The 23,484-nt window shown below is 70.9% G+C and carries 27 protein-coding genes; 13 read left to right on the top strand and 14 right to left on the bottom strand.

The annotated features are described in order from the left end of the window. Positions 1 to 31: 31 nt before the first annotated feature. The 5 genes from ACFULQ_RS24570 to ACFULQ_RS24590 all read right to left on the bottom strand — a co-directional run bounded on the left by ACFULQ_RS24570 (position 32) and on the right by ACFULQ_RS24590 (position 2,885). Positions 32 to 682 (bottom strand): TetR/AcrR family transcriptional regulator, encoded by a 651-nt coding sequence (locus tag ACFULQ_RS24570; RefSeq protein ID WP_383547194.1) that lies wholly within the window; start codon positions 680 to 682, stop codon positions 32 to 34. Next, on the bottom strand, positions 679 to 1,359 hold the full coding sequence (locus tag ACFULQ_RS24575) for a DUF4166 domain-containing protein (protein ID WP_383547196.1): 681 nt from the start codon (positions 1,357 to 1,359) through the stop codon (positions 679 to 681). The genes ACFULQ_RS24570 and ACFULQ_RS24575 overlap by 4 nt, the downstream gene beginning before the upstream one ends. Then, on the bottom strand, positions 1,356 to 2,108 hold the full coding sequence (locus ACFULQ_RS24580) for a hypothetical protein (RefSeq protein ID WP_383547197.1): 753 nt from the start codon (positions 2,106 to 2,108) through the stop codon (positions 1,356 to 1,358). The genes ACFULQ_RS24575 and ACFULQ_RS24580 overlap by 4 nt, the downstream gene beginning before the upstream one ends. Before the next feature lie 142 nt (positions 2,109 to 2,250). Next, complete coding sequence (locus ACFULQ_RS24585; RefSeq protein WP_383547199.1) at positions 2,251 to 2,544, bottom strand: MTH1187 family thiamine-binding protein; 294 nt, start codon at positions 2,542 to 2,544, stop codon at positions 2,251 to 2,253. Continuing rightward, positions 2,541 to 2,885 (bottom strand): DUF3817 domain-containing protein, encoded by a 345-nt coding sequence (locus ACFULQ_RS24590; protein ID WP_383547201.1) that lies wholly within the window; start codon positions 2,883 to 2,885, stop codon positions 2,541 to 2,543. Before ACFULQ_RS24590 ends, ACFULQ_RS24585 begins: the two co-directional genes overlap by 4 nt. 133 nt (positions 2,886 to 3,018) lie before the next feature. Between ACFULQ_RS24590 and ACFULQ_RS24595 the strand changes: the two genes are divergently transcribed. The 3 genes from ACFULQ_RS24595 to ACFULQ_RS24605 all read left to right on the top strand — a co-directional run bounded on the left by ACFULQ_RS24595 (position 3,019) and on the right by ACFULQ_RS24605 (position 5,887). Then, complete coding sequence (locus ACFULQ_RS24595) at positions 3,019 to 3,354, top strand: DUF6191 domain-containing protein (RefSeq protein ID WP_383547203.1); 336 nt, start codon at positions 3,019 to 3,021, stop codon at positions 3,352 to 3,354. 68 nt (positions 3,355 to 3,422) lie between these two features. After that, entirely contained in the window at positions 3,423 to 4,343 is a 921-nt protein-coding gene (locus ACFULQ_RS24600; protein ID WP_383547205.1) for a hypothetical protein, read from the top strand. Positions 4,344 to 4,861: 518 nt separating this feature from the next. After that, positions 4,862 to 5,887, top strand: a complete 1,026-nt coding sequence (locus ACFULQ_RS24605; protein ID WP_383547206.1) for a TAXI family TRAP transporter solute-binding subunit — start codon at positions 4,862 to 4,864, stop codon at positions 5,885 to 5,887. A gap of 77 nt (positions 5,888 to 5,964) precedes the next feature. Here the strand turns inward: ACFULQ_RS24605 and ACFULQ_RS24610 are convergent, their stop codons facing one another. Together ACFULQ_RS24610 and ACFULQ_RS24615 are read right to left on the bottom strand one after the other, a co-directional pair. After that, a complete protein-coding gene (locus ACFULQ_RS24610) occupies positions 5,965 to 7,347 on the bottom strand; it encodes an ATP-binding protein (protein ID WP_383547208.1) in 1,383 nt (460 codons plus the stop codon). A gap of 328 nt (positions 7,348 to 7,675) precedes the next feature. Next, positions 7,676 to 8,362 (bottom strand): response regulator transcription factor, encoded by a 687-nt coding sequence (locus ACFULQ_RS24615; protein WP_383547210.1) that lies wholly within the window; start codon positions 8,360 to 8,362, stop codon positions 7,676 to 7,678. A gap of 312 nt (positions 8,363 to 8,674) precedes the next feature. Here ACFULQ_RS24615 and ACFULQ_RS24620 point away from each other — a divergent pair, with 312 nt between their 5' ends. The 8 genes from ACFULQ_RS24620 (at position 8,675) to ACFULQ_RS24655 (ending at position 15,176) form a co-directional block, all read left to right on the top strand. Next, on the top strand, positions 8,675 to 9,451 hold the full coding sequence (locus ACFULQ_RS24620) for an amino acid ABC transporter ATP-binding protein (protein WP_383547212.1): 777 nt from the start codon (positions 8,675 to 8,677) through the stop codon (positions 9,449 to 9,451). Between the two features lie 61 nt (positions 9,452 to 9,512). Then, the gene (locus ACFULQ_RS24625; RefSeq protein WP_383547214.1) at positions 9,513 to 10,358 is read left to right on the top strand and encodes a glutamate ABC transporter substrate-binding protein; all 846 of its coding nucleotides are present in this window, start codon (positions 9,513 to 9,515) and stop codon (positions 10,356 to 10,358) included. A gap of 258 nt (positions 10,359 to 10,616) precedes the next feature. Further along, on the top strand, positions 10,617 to 11,294 hold the full coding sequence (locus ACFULQ_RS24630; protein ID WP_383547216.1) for an amino acid ABC transporter permease: 678 nt from the start codon (positions 10,617 to 10,619) through the stop codon (positions 11,292 to 11,294). Further along, on the top strand, positions 11,291 to 12,205 hold the full coding sequence (locus ACFULQ_RS24635; RefSeq protein ID WP_383547217.1) for an amino acid ABC transporter permease: 915 nt from the start codon (positions 11,291 to 11,293) through the stop codon (positions 12,203 to 12,205). Before ACFULQ_RS24630 ends, ACFULQ_RS24635 begins: the two co-directional genes overlap by 4 nt. Before the next feature lie 188 nt (positions 12,206 to 12,393). Then, on the top strand, positions 12,394 to 13,998 hold the full coding sequence (locus tag ACFULQ_RS24640; protein WP_383547219.1) for an FAD-dependent monooxygenase: 1,605 nt from the start codon (positions 12,394 to 12,396) through the stop codon (positions 13,996 to 13,998). Positions 13,999 to 14,114: 116 nt separating this feature from the next. Continuing rightward, positions 14,115 to 14,162, top strand: coding sequence for a hypothetical protein (locus ACFULQ_RS24645; RefSeq protein ID WP_309506048.1), 48 nt, complete (start codon positions 14,115 to 14,117; stop codon positions 14,160 to 14,162). Between the two features lie 76 nt (positions 14,163 to 14,238). Continuing rightward, positions 14,239 to 14,763 (top strand): cysteine dioxygenase, encoded by a 525-nt coding sequence (locus ACFULQ_RS24650; protein ID WP_383547221.1) that lies wholly within the window; start codon positions 14,239 to 14,241, stop codon positions 14,761 to 14,763. Beyond that, a complete protein-coding gene (locus ACFULQ_RS24655; protein WP_383547223.1) occupies positions 14,760 to 15,176 on the top strand; it encodes a rhodanese-like domain-containing protein in 417 nt (138 codons plus the stop codon). Before ACFULQ_RS24650 ends, ACFULQ_RS24655 begins: the two co-directional genes overlap by 4 nt. A 75-nt stretch (positions 15,177 to 15,251) precedes the next feature. Here the strand turns inward: ACFULQ_RS24655 and recX are convergent, their stop codons facing one another. After that, a complete protein-coding gene (gene recX, locus ACFULQ_RS24660; protein ID WP_383547225.1) occupies positions 15,252 to 16,319 on the bottom strand; it encodes a recombination regulator RecX in 1,068 nt (355 codons plus the stop codon). 4 nt (positions 16,320 to 16,323) lie between these two features. Further along, entirely contained in the window at positions 16,324 to 17,448 is a 1,125-nt protein-coding gene (gene recA / locus ACFULQ_RS24665; RefSeq protein ID WP_020139108.1) for a recombinase RecA, read from the bottom strand. Positions 17,449 to 17,768: 320 nt separating this feature from the next. Between recA and ACFULQ_RS24670 the strand changes: the two genes are divergently transcribed. Continuing rightward, positions 17,769 to 18,566 (top strand): hypothetical protein, encoded by a 798-nt coding sequence (locus ACFULQ_RS24670; protein WP_383547226.1) that lies wholly within the window; start codon positions 17,769 to 17,771, stop codon positions 18,564 to 18,566. Positions 18,567 to 18,578: 12 nt separating this feature from the next. Here ACFULQ_RS24670 and ACFULQ_RS24675 read toward each other — a convergent pair whose 3' ends face one another. Both ACFULQ_RS24675 and ACFULQ_RS24680 read right to left on the bottom strand, forming a co-directional pair. Continuing rightward, on the bottom strand, positions 18,579 to 19,838 hold the full coding sequence (locus tag ACFULQ_RS24675) for an AI-2E family transporter (protein ID WP_383547228.1): 1,260 nt from the start codon (positions 19,836 to 19,838) through the stop codon (positions 18,579 to 18,581). 164 nt (positions 19,839 to 20,002) lie between these two features. Then, positions 20,003 to 20,197, bottom strand: a complete 195-nt coding sequence (locus ACFULQ_RS24680; protein ID WP_030326905.1) for a DUF3046 domain-containing protein — start codon at positions 20,195 to 20,197, stop codon at positions 20,003 to 20,005. Between the two features lie 80 nt (positions 20,198 to 20,277). On the opposite strand from ACFULQ_RS24680, the gene ACFULQ_RS24685 reads away from it, so the two are divergent. Further along, a complete protein-coding gene (locus tag ACFULQ_RS24685) occupies positions 20,278 to 21,222 on the top strand; it encodes a hypothetical protein (RefSeq protein ID WP_383547229.1) in 945 nt (314 codons plus the stop codon). A gap of 151 nt (positions 21,223 to 21,373) precedes the next feature. On the opposite strand, the gene ACFULQ_RS24690 is transcribed toward ACFULQ_RS24685, so the two are convergent. Genes ACFULQ_RS24690 through ACFULQ_RS24700 form a run of 3 tightly spaced genes read right to left on the bottom strand, consistent with a single transcriptional unit; the run spans position 21,374 to position 23,273 of the window. Next, positions 21,374 to 21,682, bottom strand: a complete 309-nt coding sequence (locus ACFULQ_RS24690) for an AzlD domain-containing protein (protein WP_383547231.1) — start codon at positions 21,680 to 21,682, stop codon at positions 21,374 to 21,376. Then, positions 21,679 to 22,320 (bottom strand): AzlC family ABC transporter permease, encoded by a 642-nt coding sequence (locus tag ACFULQ_RS24695; protein ID WP_383547233.1) that lies wholly within the window; start codon positions 22,318 to 22,320, stop codon positions 21,679 to 21,681. The genes ACFULQ_RS24690 and ACFULQ_RS24695 overlap by 4 nt, the downstream gene beginning before the upstream one ends. Next, positions 22,284 to 23,273, bottom strand: coding sequence for an AraC family transcriptional regulator (locus ACFULQ_RS24700; protein ID WP_383547235.1), 990 nt, complete (start codon positions 23,271 to 23,273; stop codon positions 22,284 to 22,286). The genes ACFULQ_RS24695 and ACFULQ_RS24700 overlap by 37 nt, the downstream gene beginning before the upstream one ends. Between the last annotated feature and the right edge of the window lie 211 nt (positions 23,274 to 23,484).

Below are 23,484 nucleotides of genomic sequence, written 5' to 3' on the forward strand. Positions count from 1 at the left end.
CCCGGCACCCCCCTAGGCGCCCGGGACGGAGTCAGCGGCGGCCGGTCCTTCTGAGGTGGTGCCGTACTGCTCGCTGGGCAACCGGACCCAGGTCCTCCAGCGCAGCGACCAGCGTGCCGAGTTGTTCCAGGGCGTCCAGGGCCGCCGTGGCGCCGATTGCGTCGACCCCTTCGTACAGCTCGATGCCCACGAAGGACGCGGCCACGGCCCGCGCCAGCCCCGCCGGGTCGGCGAACTCGCCGAAGGGCGTGGCCGCGAGGACCCTGGTGAGGACCTGCTCGATCTCGGCGATCCACAGTTCCAGGCCGGCCGCGGTGGCCGGGCCGAGGGTGGGGTGGGTCTGGGCGCCGGCCAGGAGCTGGCCGAGGAGGGCCACATGTCCTCCGGCCCGTTCCTCCTCGTGCACCTGTCGTCCCACCGCGAGGAGTTCGGACAGCGAGGTCACCGCGGCGAGACGGGCGCGGTAGCGGGCCACCGCGCGTTCGGCGCCGTAGCGGCAGGCGGCCGCGAGGAGTTCGTCCACCGAGCCGAAGTGGTAGAAGACCAGGGCCTGGTTGACCCCGGCGGCCGCGGCCACCGTACGGGCGGACGTCTTGGCGATGCCCTGCTCGGTGAGGGTCCGCAGGGCGCCGTCGAGGAGCTTGGTCTTCGTCTCCAGGGCCTTGGCGCTCTCCGGGCTCACGCGCGGGCCTCCTCACGCACGGGGCGCAGGCCGGGGCGGACCCCGCAGGCCGCGATGTCGGTGTACGTCGCCTCGAAGGAGCCCTCGTAGCCGAAGAGCGGGCCGAAGTGGCGGTTGACGACCTGGACCCGGATGCGGAAACGGCCCGCCTCGTCGTCGTACGACTCCCTCACCTCCGCCGTCGCGCCGATCAGCTCGGGCACCCGCACGTCCACCACGCCCTCCCGGAACCGGTGTTCCCCGGAACGGATCAGCAGCGAGCCGTCGGGCTCGGCGTGGAAGTGGAGCTCGCTGGCGAGGTGCTGGTGGGTGCCGAGGTAGTCGAGGATGCGGTCGCCCTTGGGGCTGAGCACCATCTGGGCGTCGAAGCGGCGGGGGCGTCCGGGCAGGTGGAAGGTGCGCACGAAGCTCACCGTCTCACGGCCGTAGGTGTCCACGTAGGGCACGTTCTCGATCACGAAGGGCACGTTCCGGCCCGGTCGCGGCACGAGGATGTTGCGGGTCGCGCCAAGGGCGAGGAAGGGCTTCACGAAGGCCCCGCCGTGCCAGACACGGTCCATCACGCCATGGCCAGTACAGGCCTCACCACTCGTCAGACCCACCGAGAAGCGGCGCTGGAGCCGGGGGTGGAGACGGTCGAAGTCGGCGCCCATCACCGTGCGGAAGATCGAGGTCATCGCGGGGTCTCCAGGGTGCGCAGGACACGCGGGGCACGCACGCGTGCGGGCGGCTGACGCAGACAGCGGCGGGCCGCGGGGGTGCCCGGCAGGGGCGCCATGAACAGGGCCAGCGAGATCACGACGGCGAGCAGCAGCGGCCACACGTACGCCATGGACGCGGCCAGCGGGCCGAAGAGCCGCAGGAACCGTTCCTGGCCGAGGCCGGTGCAGCCGAGGGTGACGACGAGGGCGCGCACCAGCAGTTCGGCCAGCCAGTTGCGGAGCGCCCGCTCGGGGGTGATGCCGCGTTCGAGCCACAGGCGCAGACGGTCGAAGGACCAGGCCGTCGCCCAGCCCATCAGGGGGCGGAAGAGCAGCCGGTCGGCGACCGCGCCGAGGCGTCCCCAGCGGGGGCGGTAGTCGTAGCCGGTGAGGAAGGTGACGCCCTCGGCGTCCGGGAGGTAGCGCCAGTAGCCGCTGCCCTCCGCGAGGAGCGAGAGCGGGTGCGGGGAGGAGAAGCGCAGGGCGGAGGTGCGGGTGCCGTCGGGGCGTTCGCGCTCGCCCGCGGAGACGCCGGTGCCGGCGACGGTGAGACCGGGCAGCACGCGCGTGGCGTACCGGAAGCGCTGCGGTTCGCCCTCCGCGCGCGGGAGGTAGTGGATCCGGGTGAAGCGGAGGTCCCAGCGCTGGTGCTGGGACGGGTCCTGTGTCCGGGTCCAGAGGTCGTCGAGATCGGCACGGATGCGTGCCTCGATATAGAGCCCCATTTCATTCCCCCAGGTGAGCCCGGTGTTTGAGCGACTGCTCAAATCCTCGGAACAGGAACGTACACCCTTTTGAGCGATCGCTCAATCACGAGGCACGAGAAAACCCCGGCCCGCGCGGGCCGGGGTTCACGTGTGCGGCACGTCAATCGGCGAGATGCCGCTCCACCGTCTCGACCTTGGACGTCAGACCGTCCGTCACGCCGGGACGGATGTCCGCCTTGAGGACGAGGGACACCCGCGGCGCCCGTGCCTCCACGGCGGCGACGGCACGCCTGACGACGTCCATGACCTCGTCCCAGTCCCCCTCGATCGAGGTGAACATGGCGTCGGTCCGGTTCGGCAGACCCGACTCACGGACGACCCGCACCGCGTCGGCGACGTACTCCCCCACGTCCTCGCCGACCCCCAACGGAGTCACGGAGAAGGCGACGATCATGCGTTCACGATTCCTTCCTGGCGGGCACGGGAGGCGATGACCGCGTCCTCGGACTCGCGCTTGAGCTTGCGCTCGGCGAAGAAGCCGCCCGTGGGCAGCACGGAGAGGACGAAGTACCAGATACCGGTCTTCGCGGACCACTTGGTGCGGAACCAGGCATCGAGCCAGAAGATGAGATAGATGATGAACAGGACGCCGTGGACCATGCCCATCACCGGCACGGCGTTGAAGTCCGTGGTCCGCTTCAGCACCGAGCAGACGAGCAGGAGCAGGAACGAGATCGCCTCGGGAGCGGAGACCAGGCGGAGGCGTCGGATGGCGGAAGCTGTCTTGAGGTCCACGGGTCACCTTCGGTGGGAGTACGTCGACGGTCTGGCCGTTTGTGAACGAACGCACAAGCGTCCCGCCATTGTGACAAACGGTTCGGCACGGGCAGGGTGGGGGGTCGATGGTCCACACCCCCGGGGAGCGCCTGTGCAGTTCGTTTTCTTCATGACCCTGCCGGGTCTGGTGGTGCTTCTCACACTCCTGGCCTTCCTCGACCAACTCCTCCTGCGCGCGGGCCGGGCCGGCGTACTCCCCTGGCGCAACGCGGCCCGCGGAGGCCAGATCTCCTCGACCGGCTTCGAAGAGCTCCACGCGGCCCTGTCCCCCGGCAAGCAGAACGAACTCAAGGAACGCCAGAGCGCGCTGGTGCTCCGCGACGACGAGGAGGACGGAGCGCCTCCCAGGTCCACGGTGGACCTGACCTCCGGCAAGGCGGTCATCCGCATACCGGGGCGGGGAGCCGGCGAGCGTGCGGATCGATGACGCGCGGCGCAAGCTGATCGTGGGGGCAGAGCGCCGACGCATCGAGGCAGACGAGGACGGACCGGAGGGTGAACGCGCGCAAAGGCCGCCGAAGCGACCCGGACCACGACGTGGAGCACGACGTGGAAGCCGTCCTCGACGAGCTGTACGTCACGCCGCCGACCGATTTCGTCGCCCGACGGGAGACGCTGGCCGCGGCCGCGAGGACGGCCGGCCGAGCGGATGACGCCCGCCGGATCCACGCGGCCCGCCGCCCGACGCTCGCGGCCTGGGCCGCCAATCTCCTGCTGCGTTCCCAGCCGGAGGAGAGCAGACAGTTCCTGGAACTGGGACAGACACTGCGCGAGGCCTTCCAGGCCTTGGACGCCGACGGACTCAAAGACCTCTCCGCGCAACGCCGCCGTGTCGTCTCCGCGCTGTCCCGCCAGGCCGCCCAGCTCGCCCGCGACGCCGGGCACGGGCTCTCGGAGCCGGCCCAGCAGGGCGTCGAGGAGACCCTGCGTGCCGTACTCGCCGATCCGGACGCGGCCGATCAGTGGGCGGGCGGCCGCCTGGTCACCGTCCTCACCCCACCGACGGACTTCGGCCCCGGCACCGCACCGCCGGCCAGGACGCCGAGCACGCGCGCTCCCGCACGCAGGTCCAAGGACGAGCTGGCCGAGCGTCGCCGCGCCCGCCAGGAGGAGCTGACCCGGGCGCAGGAGGAAGCCGAGGCGGCCGAGCGGCGGCTGCGGGAAGAACGCGCACGGCAGGCGGAGGCCGAGGCCGAACACCAGAGGGCGCGCGAGCACACCGAACAGGCCCGCCTCCGAATGTCCGCCATCGAGGAGGAGCTGCGACAGGCGAGCGAGGAGTACCAACGAGCCGAGCGCGCACAGCAGGAAGCCGAGACCCACAGCCGCTCCGTCTCCAAGGCCCTCGCCGAGGCGGAGCGCGCGGCCCGCGAGACCACCCGGAAGGTAAGCCGCCTGACAGCCCGCACGACTTAGCTGCGCTGGGCTTGGGCCGGGCGCCTAGGGGGGTGTCGGGTCCTGTCATCGGGCGGGTGCGGGTCCGTTGTGGCTGGTCGCGCAGTTCCCCGCGCCCCCGCTGCGCTGGGCTTGGCCGGGCGCCTACTCGGGTGCCGGGTCCTGTTGCCGGGCGGGTGCGGGTGTGTGGGGGCTGGTCGCGCAGTTCCCCGCGCCCCTGGGTGGGTCATCTGGACGCTCGTGCAGACGCGTACGGCGTTAAGGGGACGGGGTGGGGGGTGTCCGCCCGCAGCGGCCGGCGTCCGGAACCGGGCCCCTATAGATCGGCCGAGCCGCCGGACCGAGGACGGATACCCCCCACCCCGGCCCCGACCCACCCACCGAACCGCACGCGCTACACAAGCCCCCACCGAGGACGAGCGGGCCGCCGCAGGCCTCCAGGGGCGCGGGGAACTGCGCAAAAACGCCCGCCCCCACCACGCCGCGGACAAACAACCACCCCTGGCCAGCCCCCCACACCCCCTGGCAGGATCACCGCCATGCCCCAGCCGCTCCCCCGTCTCCGTCCCCGTCTCCGCCTCCCCCTCCACCTCAGCCGCCGCCAAGCGCTCCAGACGGCGGCCGCCACCCTCGTGGCGCTCGCCCTGATCCTCTGGTGGCTGCTCCCCCTCGGCGAGACCCCCCCGAGCGGCACGATCACCTTCAGCACCGGCACCCGCGCCGGCGTCTACCAGAAGTACGGCAACCTCCTCCGCAAGGAGATCCACAAGGACATGCCCGACCTGAAGGTGAAACTGGAGGACAGCGCCGGCTCCCAGGAGAACGTCAAGCTCGTGGCCATGGGAAAGTCCGACTTCGCCATCGCCGCGGCCGACGCGGTCGAGACGTACCAGCAGAACCACGACACCGGCGCCGACCAGCTCCGCGGACTGGCCCGCCTCTACGACGACTACGTACAGCTCGTCGTCCCGCCCGACTCGGACATCCGGACCGTGCAGGACCTCAAGGGCAAGCGCGTCTCCATCGGCGTCCCCGACTCCGGCGTACGACTGATAGCGAACCGCGTGCTCGAAGCCGCCGGCATCAACCCCGCCAAGGACATCCGAGCGAGGGCCTACGGCATCGACACCGGCCCCAGACTCCTCGGCCACGGCCTCGACGCGTTCTTCTGGTCCGGCGGCCTCCCCACCGACGGCCTGAAGCGCCTGGCAGAACGCTCGGCGTTCCGGTTCGTCCCGATCGAACCGTCCCTCGTGGAGCAGCTGCACGCGGAGGGCGAACCCACCCGCTACTACCGCGCCACCAACATGCCGGCCTCGGCGTACCCGTCCGTCCAGAACAACGCGACGGTACCGACGATGGCCGTCTCCAACCTGCTGATCACCCGCAAGGACATGGACCCCGAGCTCACCGAGTGGCTCACCCGGACCGTGATCAAGAGCAGGGACGGCATCGGCCACGACGTCCACTCCGCCCAGCTGGTCGACGTACGCACAGCGATCTACACGGACCCGGTCCCCCTCCACGAGGGCGCCCGCCGCTACTACCGCTCGGTGAAGCCGTAGAACACCTCAAACCGCACAACGCACCCAAGCCCGCAGAGCCCCCTCGGCCGAACAGAGCCCTCAGCCGCCCGCCCCCCTCAAACCGCAGGCCGACTACGCGGCACAGCCACCGTCACCACCAGCCCGTGCGGTTCATGGTGCCGGTACGAGATCGCCCCGCCCCCCGCCGCCAGCAGCGCCCGCGAGATGGACAGCCCCAGCCCGGACCCCTTGACGTTCTGATGCCGCCCGCTGCGCCAGAACCGGTCACCCACCCGCGAGAGCTCCTCGTCGGTGAGCCCGGGCCCGTGGTCGGCGACGACGACCGTCGACGTGTCTCCGTCCGCGGCGACGGTGACCGTCACGGTCTCGTCCTCGGGCGTGAACTTGAGCGCGTTGTCGATGACCGCGTCGAGGGCGCTGGACAGGGTCACGGGGTCGGCCCACGCGGTGGTGGGCGGACAACTCCCCACCAGCCGTACCCCCTTGGCCTCGGCGGTCGGCGTCCACGCGGCCACCCGCTCGGCCGTGAGCTCCCCGATGTCGGTGATCCTCAGATCCGCCTCGGTGTGCTCGGCGAGCGCGAGGTCGAGGAGGTCGTCGAGGACCTGCGCCAGCCGCTTGCCCTCGGCCTGGACGGAGGCGATCTCCTTGTTGCCCGGGGGGAGTTCGAACGCGAGCAGTTCGATGCGCAGCAGCAGGGCCGCGAGCGGGTTCCGCAACTGGTGGGACGCGTCGGCGACGAAGGCCCGCTGCTGCTCCAGCACGTCCTCGACGTTGTCCGCCATCTCGTTGAACGACCGTGCCAGCCGCTGGAGTTCGGGCGGACCGCCCGCCGCCGCCACCCGCGATTTGAGCCGCCCCGTGGCGATGTCGTGGGTGGTGGCGTCGAGCACCCGTACGGGCCGGAGCACCCAGCCGGTCAGCCGCAGCGCGGCGCCGACGGCCAGCAGCATCGCGGCGAGTTCGCCGGCGAAGATGACGAGCCAGCCGTGCAGGATCCGCGATCGCATCGGGCCGGTGGGCGAGTCGGTGACGACGACCGCGATGACGTCCCCGTCCCGGATCACCGGCGAGGCGACGACCAGCCGGCCCCGCTGCCAGGGCCACACCTGCTTCGGGTCCTGGCTGCGGCGGCTGAGCAGTGCCTCGCGGAACGCGTCGCGCACCTCGCCCTCCTGGGGGAGGAGCCAGCCGTGGGGAGCCGCGGCCATGGGTACGTCACCGTCGTAGAAGACCCCGACGCGAATGCCGTACACGCTGTAGTAGCTGGCGAGTTCGCTCTCCAGGGTCTCCAGACGCTCGTCGGAGGCGTCGGTGACGAACTGGGCGAGCGCGGCGAAGTGGGCGGTGTCGTCGATCCGGTCGACGACGACCTTCTGCTGCTGAGCGGAGGCCACGCCGATGGCGAGCGGCACGCCCAGCGCCAGCAGCACGGCGGCCATGAGGACGATGAGCAGCGGAAGAAGACGTGTACGCACAGTCCCGCCTACACCCCACCCGCCGACAGACACCGCAGCCACGGCCCCCGGCACACGCCGGCCTCGAGCCACCGCCCCAGGCGCACCTCCGCACGAAGCCCCGCCCCGGCGCCGACGCGCGACAACACACCGCACCCGCGGGCACCCCTGCCGCCCCGCTCACCCGCGCCCACAGCCACCGTCCCTCTTCCGGCCCGAAAACCTCACCCCGAGCCTCGCACAGCTCCCCGCCTCACACCTTCACACAGCCCCCCGAACGCCGGCCCGAGCACCGAGCACCGCACCAACCCCGTGCCCGCCTCCCCCTCACCGGCCCGCCCGCAACGCCTCACACCCCCGGCGCCACCAACCGGTACCCCACCCCCCGTACCGTCTCGATCAGCGCCGGCATCCGCAGCTTCGCGCGCAGGGACGCCACATGGACCTCCAGGGTCCGCCCGGTCCCCTCCCAACTCGTGCGCCAGACCTCGCTGATGATCTGTTCGCGTCGGAAGACCACACCGGGGCGCTGGGCGAGCAGCGCGAGGAGGTCGAACTCCTTGCGGGTGAGCTGGACGACCGCGCCGTCGACGCTGACCTGCCGGGTCGGCAGTTCGATGCGCACGGGGCCGAGGACGAGCGCGGTGTCACCGGCGCCGGGGGCGTCCTCGTGGGCGGTGCGCCGGCTGACGGCGTGGATGCGGGCGAGCAGCTCGCCCGTGTCGTAGGGCTTCACCACATAGTCGTCGGCGCCGAGGTTCAGCCCGTGGATACGGGACCGCACGTCGGAGCGCGCCGTCACCATGATCACCGGCGTGCTGGTGCGCTTGCGGATCTTGCCGCACACCTCGTAGCCGTCCTGGTCGGGCAGGCCGAGGTCGAGCAGCACGACCCCGAAGCCGTCGCCCTCCGGGACGAGCGCCCTGAGCGCCTCCTCGCCGCTGCGCGCGTGCGTGACGTCGAACCCGTGCCGCGCGAGCACCGCGGACAGCGCGGCGGCCACGTGGTTGTCGTCCTCGACGAGGAGAAGTCTCACCCCGGCCCCCTTTGGTTCATCGGACGTACCATCTCAATCTGTGGTGAACAGGTGCATATGGGCATGCTCACGCGCGCATGTGCACCGTGCAGTCATGCTGATGGATGGGGACGACGTCAAGAGGGTTCCGGTTGCGCCGCGGTTTAGTTACCCGGCCGAAACGCGCCCCGGATGCGCACTGGTCACAACTGCTACGACACGTGTCCGATTGCTATCGGATCGTGATGCTCAGATTCCCCTCAAGACTAATGACGCTGGTCGCGTGGGGTCACTACTGTCCTCCGAAACCGAGGAGGACGGAGCCAGAGAGCGATGACCGAAGTATCGGCGGCCAAGGAAGACGCGGTCGCGACCGGCGAACTGGTCGTCCTGAAGGGCGTCAACAAGCACTTCGGTGCGCTGCACGTACTCCAGGACATCGACCTGACGATCGCCCGCGGCGAGGTCGTCGTGGTCATCGGACCCTCCGGGTCCGGGAAGTCCACCCTGTGCCGCACCATCAACCGCCTGGAGACGATCGACACGGGTGCGATCGCCATCGACGGCAAGCCGCTGCCCCAGGAGGGCAAGGAGCTGGCCCGGCTGCGCGCCGATGTCGGCATGGTCTTCCAGTCCTTCAACCTCTTCGCGCACAAGACCGTGCTCGAGAACGTGATGCTGGGCCAGATCAAGGTCCGCAAGGCCGACAAGAAGAAGGCCGAGGAGAAGGCGCGCGCCCTCCTCGACCGGGTCGGCGTCGCCACGCAGGCGGACAAGTACCCCGCCCAGCTCTCCGGCGGCCAGCAGCAGCGGGTCGCGATCGCGCGTGCCCTGGCCATGGATCCCAAGGTCATGCTCTTCGACGAGCCCACGTCGGCGCTCGACCCTGAGATGATCAACGAGGTGCTGGAGGTCATGCAGCAGCTCGCCCGCGACGGGATGACCATGATCGTCGTGACCCACGAGATGGGTTTCGCACGATCGGCCGCAAACCGCGTGGTCTTCATGGCGGACGGAAGGATCGTCGAGGAGGCTGCGCCCGACCAGTTCTTCAGCAACCCGCGCAGCGACCGCGCCAAGGACTTCCTGTCGAAGATCCTGCACCACTGACGTGCCACCCGGATCGACCACCGACGGCCCTCATCTCTTCATCACCCAAAGGATGTTCACCATGAAGCTCCGCAAGGTCACCGCCGCCTCGGCTGCCGTTCTCGCTCTCGCCCTGTCCGCGACCGCGTGCGGTGGGGACAGCAAGGACGAGGGCTCCGGCTCGGGTTCCGGCGGCGGCGGCAAGATCAAGGTCGGCATCAAGTACGACCAGCCGGGTCTCGGTCTGAAGAAGCCCGACGGGTCCTTCTCCGGCTTCGACGTGGATGTGGCCACCTATGTGGCCAAGGAACTCGGCTACAAGCCGGACCAGATCGAGTTCGTCGAGACCAAGAGCGCCGACCGTGAGAACGCGCTCGCCCGCGGCGACGTGAAGTTCATCGCGGCCACCTACTCGATCAACGACGAGCGCAAGAAGAAGGTCGACTTCGCCGGCCCGTACCTGCTGGCCCACCAGGACCTGCTGGTCAAGAAGGACTCCAAGATCAGCGAGGCCACGGACCTCAACGGCGAGAAGCTGTGTTCCGTGACCGGCTCCACCTCGGCGCAGAACGTCAAGGACGACTTCGCCCCGAAGGCCCAGCTGCGTGAGTACTCCGGCTACTCGGAGTGCATCGCCGGTCTCCAGAGCGGCGCCGTCGACGCGCTGACCACGGACGACTCGATCCTCGCGGGCTTCGCGTCCCAGGACAAGTACAAGGGTCAGTTCAAGCTCGCCGGCCTCAAGCTGAGCAACGAGAACTACGGCATCGGCGTCAAGAAGGGCGACACCGCCACCCTCAACAAGATCAACACCGCCCTGGAGAAGATGGTCAGCGACGGCTCCTGGCAGAAGGCGGTCGACGCCAACTTCGGCCCGGCCGGCTACAAGAACGAGCCCGCCCCGAAGATCGGCGTCATCGTCAAGTAATGCAGGGATCCGTCGGCGCAGCGTTGCGACCGCGGTCGGGCCGCGCCCCGGAAGGGGCGCGGGGAACCGCGCCCCTCAAGGGGCTCGGGAACCGCGCGACGAGCCACCGCGAGCCCGCGGCCGACCACCGGCAGGCGCCGGCCGTCCAGAGCAGCGCCCGCCCAGGGATCCACCGGTGCGCCGCCGCCCGCCACGATCAGGGCGGCGGCGCGTCGCGCCCCTCATACCTCCGCCACACACCCGGAAGCGCGGGAGATCGTGTTCGACTTTATTTCAGACTATGACGACCCGAGTCTGTGGGGCGCCTTCTGGATGACGGTGAAGCTGACCTTCTTCTCCGGCATCGGCTCCCTCGTCTGGGGCACCCTGCTGGCCGCGATGCGGGTCAGCCCCGTCCCGCTGATGCGCGGGTTCGGCACTGCCTACGTCAACATCGTCCGGAACATCCCCCTGACGGTCATCATCGTCTTCACCTCTCTCGGCCTCGCCGACATCTTCCGCATCACGCTGGGTGCGGGCGACGACGTGAAGGTCATGAGCTTCCGGCTGGCCATCCTCGGCTTCATCCTCTACACCGCCGCGTTCGTGTGCGAGGCGATCCGCTCCGGCATCAACACGGTGCCGCTCGGCCAGGCCGAGGCGGCCCGCGCGATCGGACTGAACTTCAGCCAGACCCTGCGCCTGATCGTGCTGCCGCAGGCCTTCCGCTCGGTCATCGGCCCGCTGGCCAACGTCCTGATCGCGCTGACGAAGAACACCACGGTGGCGGCGGCGATCGGCGTGGCCGAGGCGGCGTACCTGATGAAGGAAATGATCGAGAACGAGGCTCAGACGCTGCTCATCGGCGGGGTCTTCGCCCTCGGTTTCGTGGTACTGACCCTGCCCACCGGCCTCTTCCTGGGCTGGCTGAGCAAGCGACTGGCGGTGAAGCGATGAGCTCGGTCCTCTACGACACTCCGGGACCCCGCGCCAAACGGCGCAACGTCCTCCTGTCGATCGTCTTCACCCTCCTGCTCGCCCTCCTGCTGTGGTGGGTGTGGCGGACGATGGACGACAACAACCAGCTGGAGTGGGACCTCTGGGAGCCCTTTACCACCGGTGAGGCCTGGACGACGTACCTGCTGCCCGGTCTCGGCAACACCCTCAAGGCCGCGGCGATCTCCATGGTGATCGCCCTGCCCCTGGGCGCGGTCTTCGGCATCGCCCGGCTGTCCGACCACGCGTGGGTGCGGGGCGTGGCCGGCACGGTGGTCGAGTTCTTCCGGGCGATCCCGGTCCTGCTGCTGATGCTGTTCGCCAACGAGCTCTACGTCCGCTCCTCCCTGAACATCAGCAGCGAGGACCGACCCCTGTACGCGGTCGTCACCGGCCTGGTGCTCTACAACGCCTCGGTGCTCGCCGAGGTCGTGCGGGCCGGCATCCTCTCGCTGCCCCGGGGCCAGACGGAGGCGGCCTACGCGGTCGGTCTGCGCAAGGGCCAGACGATGACCAGCATCCTGCTCCCGCAGGCGGTCACCGCGATGCTGCCGGCCATCGTCAGCCAGCTGGTCGTCATCGTGAAGGACACCGCGCTGGGCGGCGTGATGCTCGGCTTCACCGAGCTGCTCAACGCACGCCAGACACTGGCGGCCAACTACGCCAACGTCATCCCCAGCTTCATCGTCGTGGCGATCATCTACATCATCGTGAACTTCATCCTCACCAGCTTCGCGAGCTGGCTGGAACAGCGGCTGCGGCGCAGCAAGAAGAGCACGGGGGCGGTGCTCGGCGAGGACACGGAGGTCAACCCGGCGGCGGTGGGCGGCACGTACGGAACCGGTGAGAACACCGGTGGCGGGGGATTCTGATGATCAGTCAAGTGGCTTGACCCGTCCGCCCGGACGACACGGAGGCAGTGGCATGATCGCCACTGCCTCCGTCACTTGACGCAAGCACCGGCAATAGGTTGCATACGTTCTGTGATCGTGCACCCTGCTCCAACCTCCTGTTCACATACGTCTCTCGGGACTCCGCCGCGGTCAGGGGGCGCCGCGCCGTGGACCCGGTGATCATCGTCGGAGCGGGGCCCGTCGGGCTCACGCTCGCCCTGGCGCTGGCGCGTCAGGAGGTCCCCTCCGTGGTCCTCGACGAGGGCCCCGGCAAGGACGAACCCCGTCTGGCCCGCACCGCCGTCCTCCACGAGGACACCGCCGCCCTCATGTCCCGCCTGACCGGCGTCCCGGTCACCGCACTGGGCGCGCACTGGGCCGGATGGCGCTCGATGCGCCGCAAGCAGGTGATGCGCGAGGTCGACTTCGAGGAGACCGGGGACGCCCCCCTGCACCTCGCCCAGCACGTCCTGACGAACGCCCTGCGCGCCGCCCTCGCCGAGGAGCGGCTGGTGAGGATCGCCACGGACAGCAGGCTCGACACCATCGAGCAGGAGCCCTCGGGCGTCACCGCCCACACCCGCGGCCCCAAGGGCACGTGGTGGCGCGGCAGTTACCTGGTCGGCTGCGACGGCCCGCGCTCCACCGTCCGCAAGCTGGAGGACATCCGCTTCCCGGGCCGTACGGCGGTGGAACGCCACGCGGTCGCCGCCCTGCGCACCGAACTCCCCTTCGAGGACCGGGCGTTGCTGCACCGGATGCCCCCGTGGCGGACGTCCGGACCGACGGCCGGGGAGATCACCGCCCGCCCGCTCCCCGAGGGCGTGTGGCGCCTGGACTGGCTCCTGCCGCCGGGCAAGGATCTGGTCACGCCCGAACTCCTGCTGACCCGCGTCCGGGAGACCCTCGCGGGCTGGACGGGCGGCCCGACACCGCCGTACGAACTCCTCGACACCGGTGTCCACACCGTGCACCACCGGCTGGCCCGCCGCTGGCGCGCCGGCCGGGTCTTCCTCGCCGGGGACTCGGCGCACTGCCTCGGCGCGCTCGGCACGCAGGGGCTCGACGAGAGCCTCCGGGACGCCGACAACCTCGCCTGGAAGCTGGCTCTGGCCTGGCACCACGGCCCGCACGAGGCGCTTCTGGACAGCTACCAGACCGAGCGGCGCGCGATCGTCGCCGCTCGGCTGCGTGCCGCCGACCAGGCGCTGCCGCTGGTGCGCGGCGGCGGAGGCCTGCGCTCGGTCGTCCCCGGCACGGCCCGCGGCCACGACACGCTGCTCACGGACGGTCACCTGGGGCGCGGCATCCTCGGTGCGCCGGGGGCGTACGCCGACTCGCCCCTCGCACCCCGGCACCTCGAAGGAGAGGTGCCCGTCGACACCCCGCCGGGCGCGTCGGTCGTGGATGTCCGGGTCACCGCGGAGGACGGCTCGTTCGTACAGCTGCACGAGCGCCTGGGCCGGGGCGCGCTGCTGGTCGTCCTGGTCGCGCCGGGCACCGGGGTGTGGGAGCGCAAGCACTGGGTGACCGCCGGCATCATGCCCCGCCTGGCCGCGGCGGTGACCGCGCTTCCGCACTCCGCCGAGCTCCTGGTGGCCGAGGAGTACCCGGGCGCCGCCCCGCACACGGTCCTTCTCGTACGGCCCGACGGCCACCTCGTCACCGCCCTGAGCGGAGTCCGCCCGGCCGACCTGTACTCGGCGGCCGAGACGGCGCTCGGCGGCCCACCGACGAAGGCGGAGGCGAGCGCGGGGGCCGGCCCCCGTTGACGTGCTCACTGTCACTGTGCGTCCACATAGTGACAGTGAGTTGAAAGGTCCCTGGGCGGCATGGTGTACTCCGGATCGTGACCGACACCTGTGTGCGCCTGTGGCGGAGGGTCCATATGGACCTCGTCCGCTATGCGGGCTGCGTGTGTCGCCCGTCCTGCTGAATTCGCCTCTCTCTTTCCTCGCGCGCCGCTGCTGAGCGGCGCCGCGGTCCCGCGAACTCTTCTCAGGACGGTACCTGTGTCTGCGCTCCCCTCTGTCTCCACCGTCGCGCCGCCCACCCAGGCCGAACTCCTCGACTTCGTACGGCGTACGGCCGCCGACGCCGAGCTGATCGACTCGCTCCCGCTCGACCCCGAAGGCCGCACCTGGGTGCGGCTGGAGGGTCCCGGCGGCAGCGAGGCCTGGCTGATCGGCTGGCCGCCCGGCACCGGCACCGGCTGGCACGACCACGCCGAGTCGGTCGGCGCGTTCATCACCGCGGCCGGCGAGCTCAAGGAGAACTCCCTCACCGCCCGGCTGCCCGCCGACGGCTGGAAGACCCTCGAACTCTCCGACGACATCGACCGCGAGCGGCGCCTGCCGGCCGGCAAGGGCCGCTCCTTCGGACAGCACCACGTCCACGAGGTCCTCAACGAGTCCACCGAGGTCCACGCGATCTCCGTCCACGCCTACTACCCGCCCCTCCCCCAGATCCGCCGCTACAGCCGCACGGGCCAGGTCCTGCGTCTGGAGCACGTGGAGCGCCCGGAGGACTGGCAGTGAGCACCCCGACTTTCGGCCGTACGACCGAACAGCCGCCCGGTGTCGACGAGTTGCTGGAGCGGGTGCGCGCGGGCTACGAGCGGATCCGGCCCCGGGAGGCGTACGACACCGCGCGGGCCGGCGAGGCACTGCTGGTGGACATCCGGTACGCGGCCCTGCGCGAGCGGGACGGTCTGATCCCCGGTGCCGTGGTCGTCGAGCGCAACGAGCTGGAATGGCGCCTCGACCCACACGGCAGCCACCGCCTCCCCGAGGCCACCGGCCACGACCTGCGGATCGTGGTGGTCTGCAACGAGGGCTACGCCTCCAGCCTCGCCGCGGAGTCCCTGCACCGACTGGGACTGCGGCGGGCGACGGATCTGGTGGGCGGCTTCCAGGCGTGGCGGGCAGCGGGACTGCCGGTCGCCGGGTAGCCGCCGACCGCCCGGTCCGTCGGACCGCGCCCCGCCTAAGAATCCCTGGTCAGAACGCCTGGTCAGAACCCCTGGTCAGAACCCGTCGTCGCCGAGGAACTCCGTCTCCTCGCCCTCCTCCTCCAGCGCCTGCCGGACCACTCTCAGGGCCAGGCCCTCGGAGTAGCCCTTGCGGGCCAGCATCCCGGCGAGGCGGCGCAGTCGCTTGTCGCGGTCGAGGCCACGGGTCGCCCGGAGCTTGCGGTCGACCAGCTCGCGTGCCGTCGCCTCCTCCTGCTCGGAGTCGAGCTGGGAGACAGCCTCGTCGATCACGGTGGAGTCGACGCCCTTGGTCCGCAGCTCCTGGGCGAGCGCCCGACGGGCGAGCCCCCGGCCATGGTGCCGGGACTCCACCCAGGCGTCCGCGAACGCGCTGTCGTTGATCAGTCCGACCTCCTCGAACCGCGACAGCACCTCCTCGGCGGCGTCGTCCGGGATCTCCCGCTTGCGCAGGGCGTCGGCGAGCTGCTTGCGCGTACGCGGGGTCCCGGTGAGCAGGCGCAGACAGATCGCCCGCGCCCGCTCCACCGGGTCCGCCGGAGGCTCCCCCTTCTCGGCCCTCGACGAGGAAGGACCGCCTCCGTCCTCACCGGACGAGTCCCCGAAGCCGCGCCGACGCTGCCGACGCCCACGGGGCCCGCCCGTGCCAGAAGCGCCGCCCTCACCGCGACGCGAACCCCGTCCGACCGCCCCGAACCCACGCGCGGCCCCTTCACGGCCGTACGAGGCAAGGCCATCGCCGTGCGACGGACCGTCACCGTACGACGCACCGCCGCCATATGACGGGCCGTCACCGTACGCGTCACCGCCGCTCGACTCACCGCCATGCGATGCGTCACCGTCGGAGCGGCCGACCACATAGGGCCGACCGTCGCCGTACCTCAGTACGTGGCCGAATCCCCCGTCGGTGCCGCCCCCCGACGGCCCGTCGCCGGAGGGCCGGCCCGGGCCGGACGACACCGAGCGGCCGTGTCCCCCGTCCGCCCCGTGCCCCGTGCCGCCCCCGTGCTCGTCGCCGCCCGGCCCGGCAGAACCCCCGTCGCCCTTACCGCCCCGCCCTCGCGGAGCGTCCTCGTACTCGGCCCAGTCGGTTCGCCGTGTCACAGGATCAGCTCTTGGCGGCCGGGGCCTTGGCCTTCGTCGCCTTCGCGGCCGCCGGAGCCGGCACCTTCGCGGCGTCGTCCGCGGCGGCGGACACCGCGGCGTCCGCACCCGGCTCGGCGGCCGGCTCCTGGGGACGCACGCCGACGCCCAGCTTCTCCTTGATCTTCTTCTCGATCTCGTTGGCCAGGTCGGGGTTGTCCTTGAGGAAGTTGCGCGCGTTCTCCTTGCCCTGGCCGAGCTGGTCGCCCTCGTACGTGTACCAGGCGCCGGCCTTGCGCACGAAGCCGTGCTCCACGCCCATGTCGATCAGACCGCCCTCGCGGCTGATGCCCTGGCCGTAGAGGATGTCGAACTCGGCCTGCTTGAAGGGCGGCGCGACCTTGTTCTTGACGACCTTGACACGGGTGCGGTTGCCGACCGCGTCGGTGCCGTCCTTCAGGGTCTCGATGCGGCGGATGTCCATGCGCACCGAGGCGTAGAACTTCAGCGCCCGGCCACCGGTCGTGGTCTCCGGCGAGCCGAACATCACGCCGATCTTCTCGCGGAGCTGGTTGATGAAGATCGCGGTGGTCTTGGACTGGTTGAGCGCGCTGGTGATCTTCCGCAGGGCCTGGCTCATCAGACGGGCCTGGAGACCGACGTGGCTGTCGCCCATCTCGCCCTCGATCTCCGCGCGCGGGACGAGCGCGGCGACGGAGTCGATGACGATCAGGTCGAGGGCGCCGGAGCGGACCAGCATGTCCACGATCTCCAGGGCCTGCTCGCCGTTGTCCGGCTGGGAGAGGATCAGGTTGTCGACGTCGACGCCGAGCTTGCGCGCGTACTCGGGGTCGAGGGCGTGCTCCGCGTCCACGAAGGCCACCTGGCCGCCGGCCCGCTGAGCGTTGGCCACCGCGTGCAGGGTGAGGGTCGTCTTGCCGGAGGACTCCGGGCCGTACACCTCCACCACACGGCCACGCGGGATGCCGCCGACGCCGAGCGCGACGTCGAGCGCGGTCGACCCGGTGGGGATGACCTCGATGGGCTCGTTCGGCCGCTCGCCCATGCGCATGACCGCGCCCTTGCCGAACTGCCGTTCAATCTGTGCGAGCGCGGCGTCGAGCGCCTTCTCGCGGTCGGTTCCTGCCATGGGTTCCACCCGATTTGCTTGAGTCGATCGCTTCACGTCAAAGACGCTAACGCCTGCCACTGACAATGCGCCCTGACGCCCGTCCGGCCTGTGGATAACTCGGGTACTTCTCCAGGCAAATCATCCCGAAACACCTGCCGTCGGCTGGGCCGGAGCCTCCATAAGAATGGATGTTCGATTTTCGTGTCAAGCGCACCACGCGGCACCCGAGCGACTTCCCCCACCCTCTTCCGAGCGCCCTCCGGTTACTTCCCGCGGCGTACTTCAAGTGCCTTCGGGCGTACGACGACCCCAGGGGCCGTCCTCGCCAGTCTTGAGCCATGGAGACGAAGAGGCACACCCCGGTACCGCCCCGGAAAGCCGACACGACACCCCACGCCCCTGCCGGCCTCGTGGAGCGGCTCTGCCACGCCACCGGTCTCCTCCTCGTCCTCTCCGGGCTCACGCACCTGGTGGTGTTCGCCGTGGACGGCGGGCCCTGGGAGGGGCCGGTCTCCTGGCGCAAGCCGGTGACGTTCGGGCTGTCCTTCGGGGTGACGCTGATCGCGGTCACCTGGGTCACGTCGTACCTGCGCGTCGGCACACGCACGCGTGCCGCGCTGCTCGCGGTCTTCGCGGCCGACTGCGTGGTGGAGGTCGGCGGCATCACCCTCCAGGCGTGGCGCAAGGTGCCCTCGCACCTCGACATGGAGACGCCCTTCGACACGGCGGTGTCCATGACGCTCGCGGTGGGCGGTGGCGTCCTGGTGCTGCTGCTGACGGTGTTCGCGGTCGCCTCCTTCCGCCACCGGCCCTCGGGCCCGGCGGGGATGGACCTCGCGGTGCGGTCCGGGTTCGGGATCCTGCTCGTCGCACTCGCCTCGGGTGCCGCGATGATCGCGCGCGGGGTGGTCCTCACCCGTACCGGGCACCAGGAGGCGGCGTACCACTCGACCGCCCCGCTCAAGCCGCTGCACGGCGTGAGCCTGCACGCGGTCCTGGTCCTGCCCGCACTGGCCTGGCTGCTGTCCCGCACCCGGTGGAGCGAGACGCCACGACGACGGATCCTGTACGCGGCGGTCGGCTGCTACGTCACGGCCGTCGCCGGCGCCGCGGTCTGGGCCGCCCTCACCTACTGAACCCCGGTGCCCTCAGGGCGACTCGTCACCGTCGGTGGAGTCCCGTGCCCCCTGCCGTCGCCGCTCCCACAGCGCACGCGCACGCGTGACCGGCGACGGCGCGTCCCCCCGGTTCCGGTGCCCCTGGACCCGGGGATCGTCGGTGACGGCGTAGCGCTTCACGTACGCCCCCAGGAACGCCTGGAGCGTGGCGACCGCCGGGATGGCGATCAGGGCGCCCACGGCACCGAGCAGGGCGGTGCCCGCGATGACCGAGCCGAAGGCGACCGCGGGGTGGATGTCGACGGTCCTGGAGGTCAGCTTGGGCTGGAGCACGTAGTTCTCGAACTGCTGGTAGATCACCACGAAGACCAGCACCCACAGCGCGTACCAGGGATCGACGGTGAAGGCGATCAGCATGGGCAGGGCGCCCGCGAGATAGGTGCCGATGGTCGGGATGAACTGCGAGACCAGGCCCACCCACACGGCCAGCACGGGCGCGTACGGCACATCCAGGGCCTGGAGCAGCACGAAGTGCGCGACGCCGGAGACGAGCGCCATCAGACCGCGCGAGTAGATGTAACCGCCGGTCTTGTCGACGGCGATCTCCCAGGCGCGCAGCACCTCGGCCTGCCGGGCGGGCGGCAGGACGGAGCAGATCGCGCGGCGCAGCCGGGGCCCGTCGGCGGCGAAGTAGAAAGAGAACAGCGCGATCGTCAGCAGTTGGAAGAGACCGCCGAGCACCTGGGCGGACACGTCCAGGACGCCGGTGGCGCTGTTCTGCACGTAGTTGCGCAGCCAGTCGGAGCGCAGCAGGCCCTCCTGGACGTCCACCCGCTTCAGATCGGTGTGGAAGTGCCCGTTGATCCAGCTGATGACGGAGTCGAGGTAGTCCGGGAAGTCCTCGACGATCTTGATGATCTGGCCCGCGAGCATCGAGCCGAGCAGCACGACGAAGCCGGCGGACGCGATCAGCACCGCGAAGAAGACGAGGAAGGTGGCGAGCCCCCTGCGCATGCCCCGCGCGGCCATCTTGCTGACCGCGGGTTCTATGGCCAGGGCCAGGAAGAACGCGATGAGGACGTTGATCAGCAGCCCTATGAGCTGGTGGAAGGCCCAACTGCCGAGCTGGAACACGGCGATGAGGGCCAGCGCGAGCACCATGGCGCGCGGCAGCCAACGCGGCATGCGGGCGTTCGGCCCGGCGCCGGCGGCCGGGGGCCCTGAAGGCGGCGTCGTGCCGAACGGAGATGCCTGCGGGGCTGCCTGCCCGGACTCGTCAGTGGGTGCCACGGAGCAAGTCTCACCCACGTGACTGACAATCGGCTGCCGTCCTGCGATCTTCGTGACCGGTCAGTGCCTCTTTCGTGAGATGTTCACGGCCGCTCGGCACTCCCGCCAGGAAACATCCACAGCCGACAGCGCCTTGAGAACCGCTCGGCGCCTGTCAGCGGCTCTCAGTGCCTCTCCGCCGGAACGTTCATCACGGTGCACACCACGCGCCACACGTCCTTGGCGTCCCAGCCGGAGTCCAGCGCCTCATGCACCGTGCGTCCGCCGAGCTCCGCCATCACATGATCGCGCGCGAAGGTGTCGGCGTACCCCGGACCGAAGTGTTCCGCCATCCGCTGCCAGAAGACCGTCAACCGCATGACTCCAGTATCCCGCCCCTGAGGGTGGGCCTCGGCCGGGACCGCTTGCCGAGACCGCTTTCCGCCCTACGGTCTGTCGCATGCCCGAAACAGGAGCTTCCCCACTCCCCCAGACGTCACCGGCGCACTCCCCGCTCTTCCGCGCGGAGCACTTCGTCTGGCTCACCGCGCGCGTGCTGGAACAGCGGCTGTTCGCGTACCACTTCCTGAACGGCGGCCCCGACCCGGTGGAGACGGCTCTGGACGCCTACCGCAATGCGGACGGCGGTTACGGCCACGCCCTGGAGCCCGATCTGCGCGGCCCGGTCAGCCAGCCCCTGCACACCGCCCACGCCCTGCGGATCCTGGACGCCGTCGGACGCTGCGGCGGACAGCGCGTGGAGCGCGTGTGCCGCTATCTCACGTCCGTCTCCACCTCGGACGGCGCCCTGCCCGCCGTCACTCCCGCGCAGCGCGGCTATCCGACGGCCCCCTTCCTGCCGGTGGTGGACGCCCCGCCGAGCGAGCTGCTCACCACCGGTCCCGTGGTCGGTCTGCTGCACCGCAACGAGGTGTGGCACGCCTGGCTGTTCCGGGCCACGGACTTCTGCTGGCAGGCGGTGGAGTCCCTGGAGGTGTCCCATCCGTACGAGATCCAGGCCGCCCTGACCTTCCTGGACTCCGTGCCCGACCGCCCGCGCGCAGAGGCCACCGCCGACCGCCTGGGCCGCCTGGTGCGCGAGCAACGACTGGCCGTGCCGGACCCGGCCGACCTCGCCGCGTTCCCCGTCTCCCCCGGCTACGCCCCGGACGAGCACCACTTCCCGCACGACTACGCGAAGACCCCGGACTCGCTCGCGCGCGCGTGGTTCACGGACGCCGAGATGGCCCGTTCGCTGGACTTCCTGGCCGCAGAGCAGGAGGAGGACGGCGGCTGGCCGATCCGTTGGCGCCCATGGGCACCGACCACCGCCCTTGAAGCGCGCCCCATGGTGACGATCGAGGCACTGCGCACCCTGCGCGCCTACGGCCGCACCGTCGGCTGACCGGCGGGAGCGCGACTGACCGGCGGGAGGGGCGGCTGACCGGCAGGAGCAGGCGGCTGACCGGCGGAGGGCCGCACACACGCGTGCCGGTCACGCATCCGCGTGCTGGCCACGCACCCGCGTGCCGCCCGCACCCGAGCGTCGGCCGCGCTCACGCCCCCAGGGCCCGCACCCCAGCAGTCACGAGCACCGCGGCGGCCACCACGAGCAGAAACGGAGCCCGCAGGAGCAGTGCCACGGCGGCCGCGGCCAGTCCCGCGGCCCGCGCGTCGACCACCGGCACCCGCCCGTCGGCGAAGGTCTGCTGAGCGGTGAGCGCAGCCAGGAGAGCCACCGGCAGCAGCGCGGCAAGGCGCTTCACCAGGGGCCGGTCGAGAACGCCCGCGGGCACCAGCAGCCCGAGCAGCTTGACGACATAACAACCGAGGGCGGTGACGCCGATCGCGACCCAGGTGTTCACCGCCCCTCCTCCCGCGCCCGCTCCCGACGCCCGCGCACCCACAGGACGAGAGGCGCCGCGAGAGCGGCCGCCAACACCGGCACCCCGGCGGGCAGCACAGGAAGCAGCCCGAGCCCCAGCAGCACGGCGAGCCCGGCCACGGCCCGCTCGGTGCCGCTCTTGACCATGGGCGCGAGCAACGCGAGGAACACGGCGGGCCCGGCCGCGTCCAGCCCCCACGCGCGTGTGTCCCCGATCGCGTCGGCGCCCAGGGCACCCAGCAGGGTGGTGAGGTTCCACAGCACATACAGGCTCAGCCCCGTGACGGCGAACCCGATCCGGCCGGCCCGCCGCGTCGGCTGCGCCAGCGAGACCGCGGCCGTCTCGTCGATGACCCACTGAGCGGCGAACGGGCGGAGCATGCGCGGCAGGGCCAGCAACTGCGACAGCCGCAGCCCGTAGAACGCGTTGCGCACCCCCAGGAAGAAGGCTCCGGCGGCCGCAGTGAAAGGACTCCCGCCGGCCGCGAGCGCCCCCACCAGAGCGAACTGGGACGCGCCGGTGAACACCAGAAGGCTGAGCGCACAGGTCTGCGGCAGCGTGAGCCCACTGCCGGCCGAGGTCACCCCGAAGGCGAACCCGGAGAGTCCGACGGCCACCCCGACTCCGAGGGCGTCTCGTACGACGGCGGCGTCCGGCCTTCCTCCACCGTCGGGGTGCGTATCTGCGAGAGCGGTCTGTTCTGCCACACGTCGGACGCTAGAAGCAGCGGCGCCGAAGAGTCTTGTACGTTCTTGCGCTCCCGCTGATAGGCCCCGGGCGGCACACCGACGATCCGGGTGAAGTGCCGGTTCAGATGAGGCTGGTCCGTGAACCCCACCTCGACGGCGGCGGCGGCCGGACTGGCCCCCGCGTCCAGCAACCGCTGAGCCCGCCGCACCCGGGCATCGGTCAGCCAGGTGTGCGGCGGCATCCCGTAAACCCCCCGGAAGGCACGCAGCAGCGCGAACGGACTGGTCCCGAGATCAGCCGCCAGTCCCTCCAGAGAGGGCGGCTCAGCCATCCGCTCCTCCAGCACGGCACGCGCGCGCACCGCCGCCCGCGCTCCGGCGGACCGCACGTCCCGCTCGGGCAGAACCCCACCGTTCACCCGCAGCAACCGCGTCACGGCCACGCGCAACAAGGTGTCGGCGGCCAGCGCGTTCCCCTCCTCGGCTGCCCGCAGCACCTGATGCACCAACCGCACGGCGTACGGATCATCGAGCACGGGCCGCACGAACCCCGGCGCACCCCGCAGCGAACTGGTCTCGGCGGCGATCCCGGCAACAACCTCGGGCGACGGATAGACGGCCCCGTACCGCCACCCCTCCGGCACCCCGGCCCGCCCCGTATGAGCCGTATCAGGATTGACCAGAGCCAGCGCCCCGGCCCCCGCGTACTGATCGACCCCCCGATGCTGAAAGACCTCGACTCCGTCGGCGATGGCAGCGATCACAAAGTTCTCATGCGTATGCCGCACAAACGTCTTCCGCACATACCGGGCCCACAGCAGATCAACCCCGGGCAACGCGGCATACCGCCAATGCCTGGCCCGCTCCTTGGAACCCGCCATAGACCCATTCTGCCGGGTGCGGGTGCGTCGTGGCTGGTCGCGCAGTTCCCCGCGCCCCTGGGGCGGGCCATCTGGACGCTCGTGCAGACGCGCCCGGCCCCGACCCGAAACCGAACCGAAGGCGCTACAGACGCCCCCACCGGACCGCAACGGGCCGCCGCAGTCCTCCAGGGGCGCGGGGAACTGCGCAAAACGCCCGCCCCCACCGAAC

The organism is Streptomyces sp. NPDC057253 (assembly GCF_042669125.1).
GTDB lineage: Bacteria > Actinomycetota > Actinomycetes > Streptomycetales > Streptomycetaceae > Streptomyces.

Bases quoted from the DNA above. Each gene is read 5' to 3' on its own strand.
- ACFULQ_RS24625 (WP_383547214.1), top strand. From the start codon at position 9,513: ATGAAGCTCCGCAAGGTCACCGCCGCCTCGGCTGCCGTTCTCGCTCTC.
- ACFULQ_RS24585 (WP_383547199.1), bottom strand. From the start codon at position 2,544: ATGATCGTCGCCTTCTCCGTGACTCCGTTGGGGGTCGGCGAGGACGTG.
- ACFULQ_RS24670 (WP_383547226.1), top strand. From the start codon at position 17,769: ATGGAGACGAAGAGGCACACCCCGGTACCGCCCCGGAAAGCCGACACG.
- ACFULQ_RS24580 (WP_383547197.1), bottom strand. From the start codon at position 2,108: ATGGGGCTCTATATCGAGGCACGCATCCGTGCCGATCTCGACGACCTC.
- ACFULQ_RS24680 (WP_030326905.1), bottom strand. From the start codon at position 20,197: ATGCGGTTGACGGTCTTCTGGCAGCGGATGGCGGAACACTTCGGTCCG.
- ACFULQ_RS24605 (WP_383547206.1), top strand. From the start codon at position 4,862: ATGCCCCAGCCGCTCCCCCGTCTCCGTCCCCGTCTCCGCCTCCCCCTC.
- ACFULQ_RS24575 (WP_383547196.1), bottom strand. From the start codon at position 1,359: ATGACCTCGATCTTCCGCACGGTGATGGGCGCCGACTTCGACCGTCTC.
- ACFULQ_RS24685 (WP_383547229.1), top strand. From the start codon at position 20,278: ATGCCCGAAACAGGAGCTTCCCCACTCCCCCAGACGTCACCGGCGCAC.
- ACFULQ_RS24635 (WP_383547217.1), top strand. From the start codon at position 11,291: ATGAGCTCGGTCCTCTACGACACTCCGGGACCCCGCGCCAAACGGCGC.
- ACFULQ_RS24620 (WP_383547212.1), top strand. From the start codon at position 8,675: ATGACCGAAGTATCGGCGGCCAAGGAAGACGCGGTCGCGACCGGCGAA.
- ACFULQ_RS24700 (WP_383547235.1), bottom strand. From the start codon at position 23,273: ATGGCGGGTTCCAAGGAGCGGGCCAGGCATTGGCGGTATGCCGCGTTG.
- recA (WP_020139108.1), bottom strand. From the start codon at position 17,448: ATGGCAGGAACCGACCGCGAGAAGGCGCTCGACGCCGCGCTCGCACAG.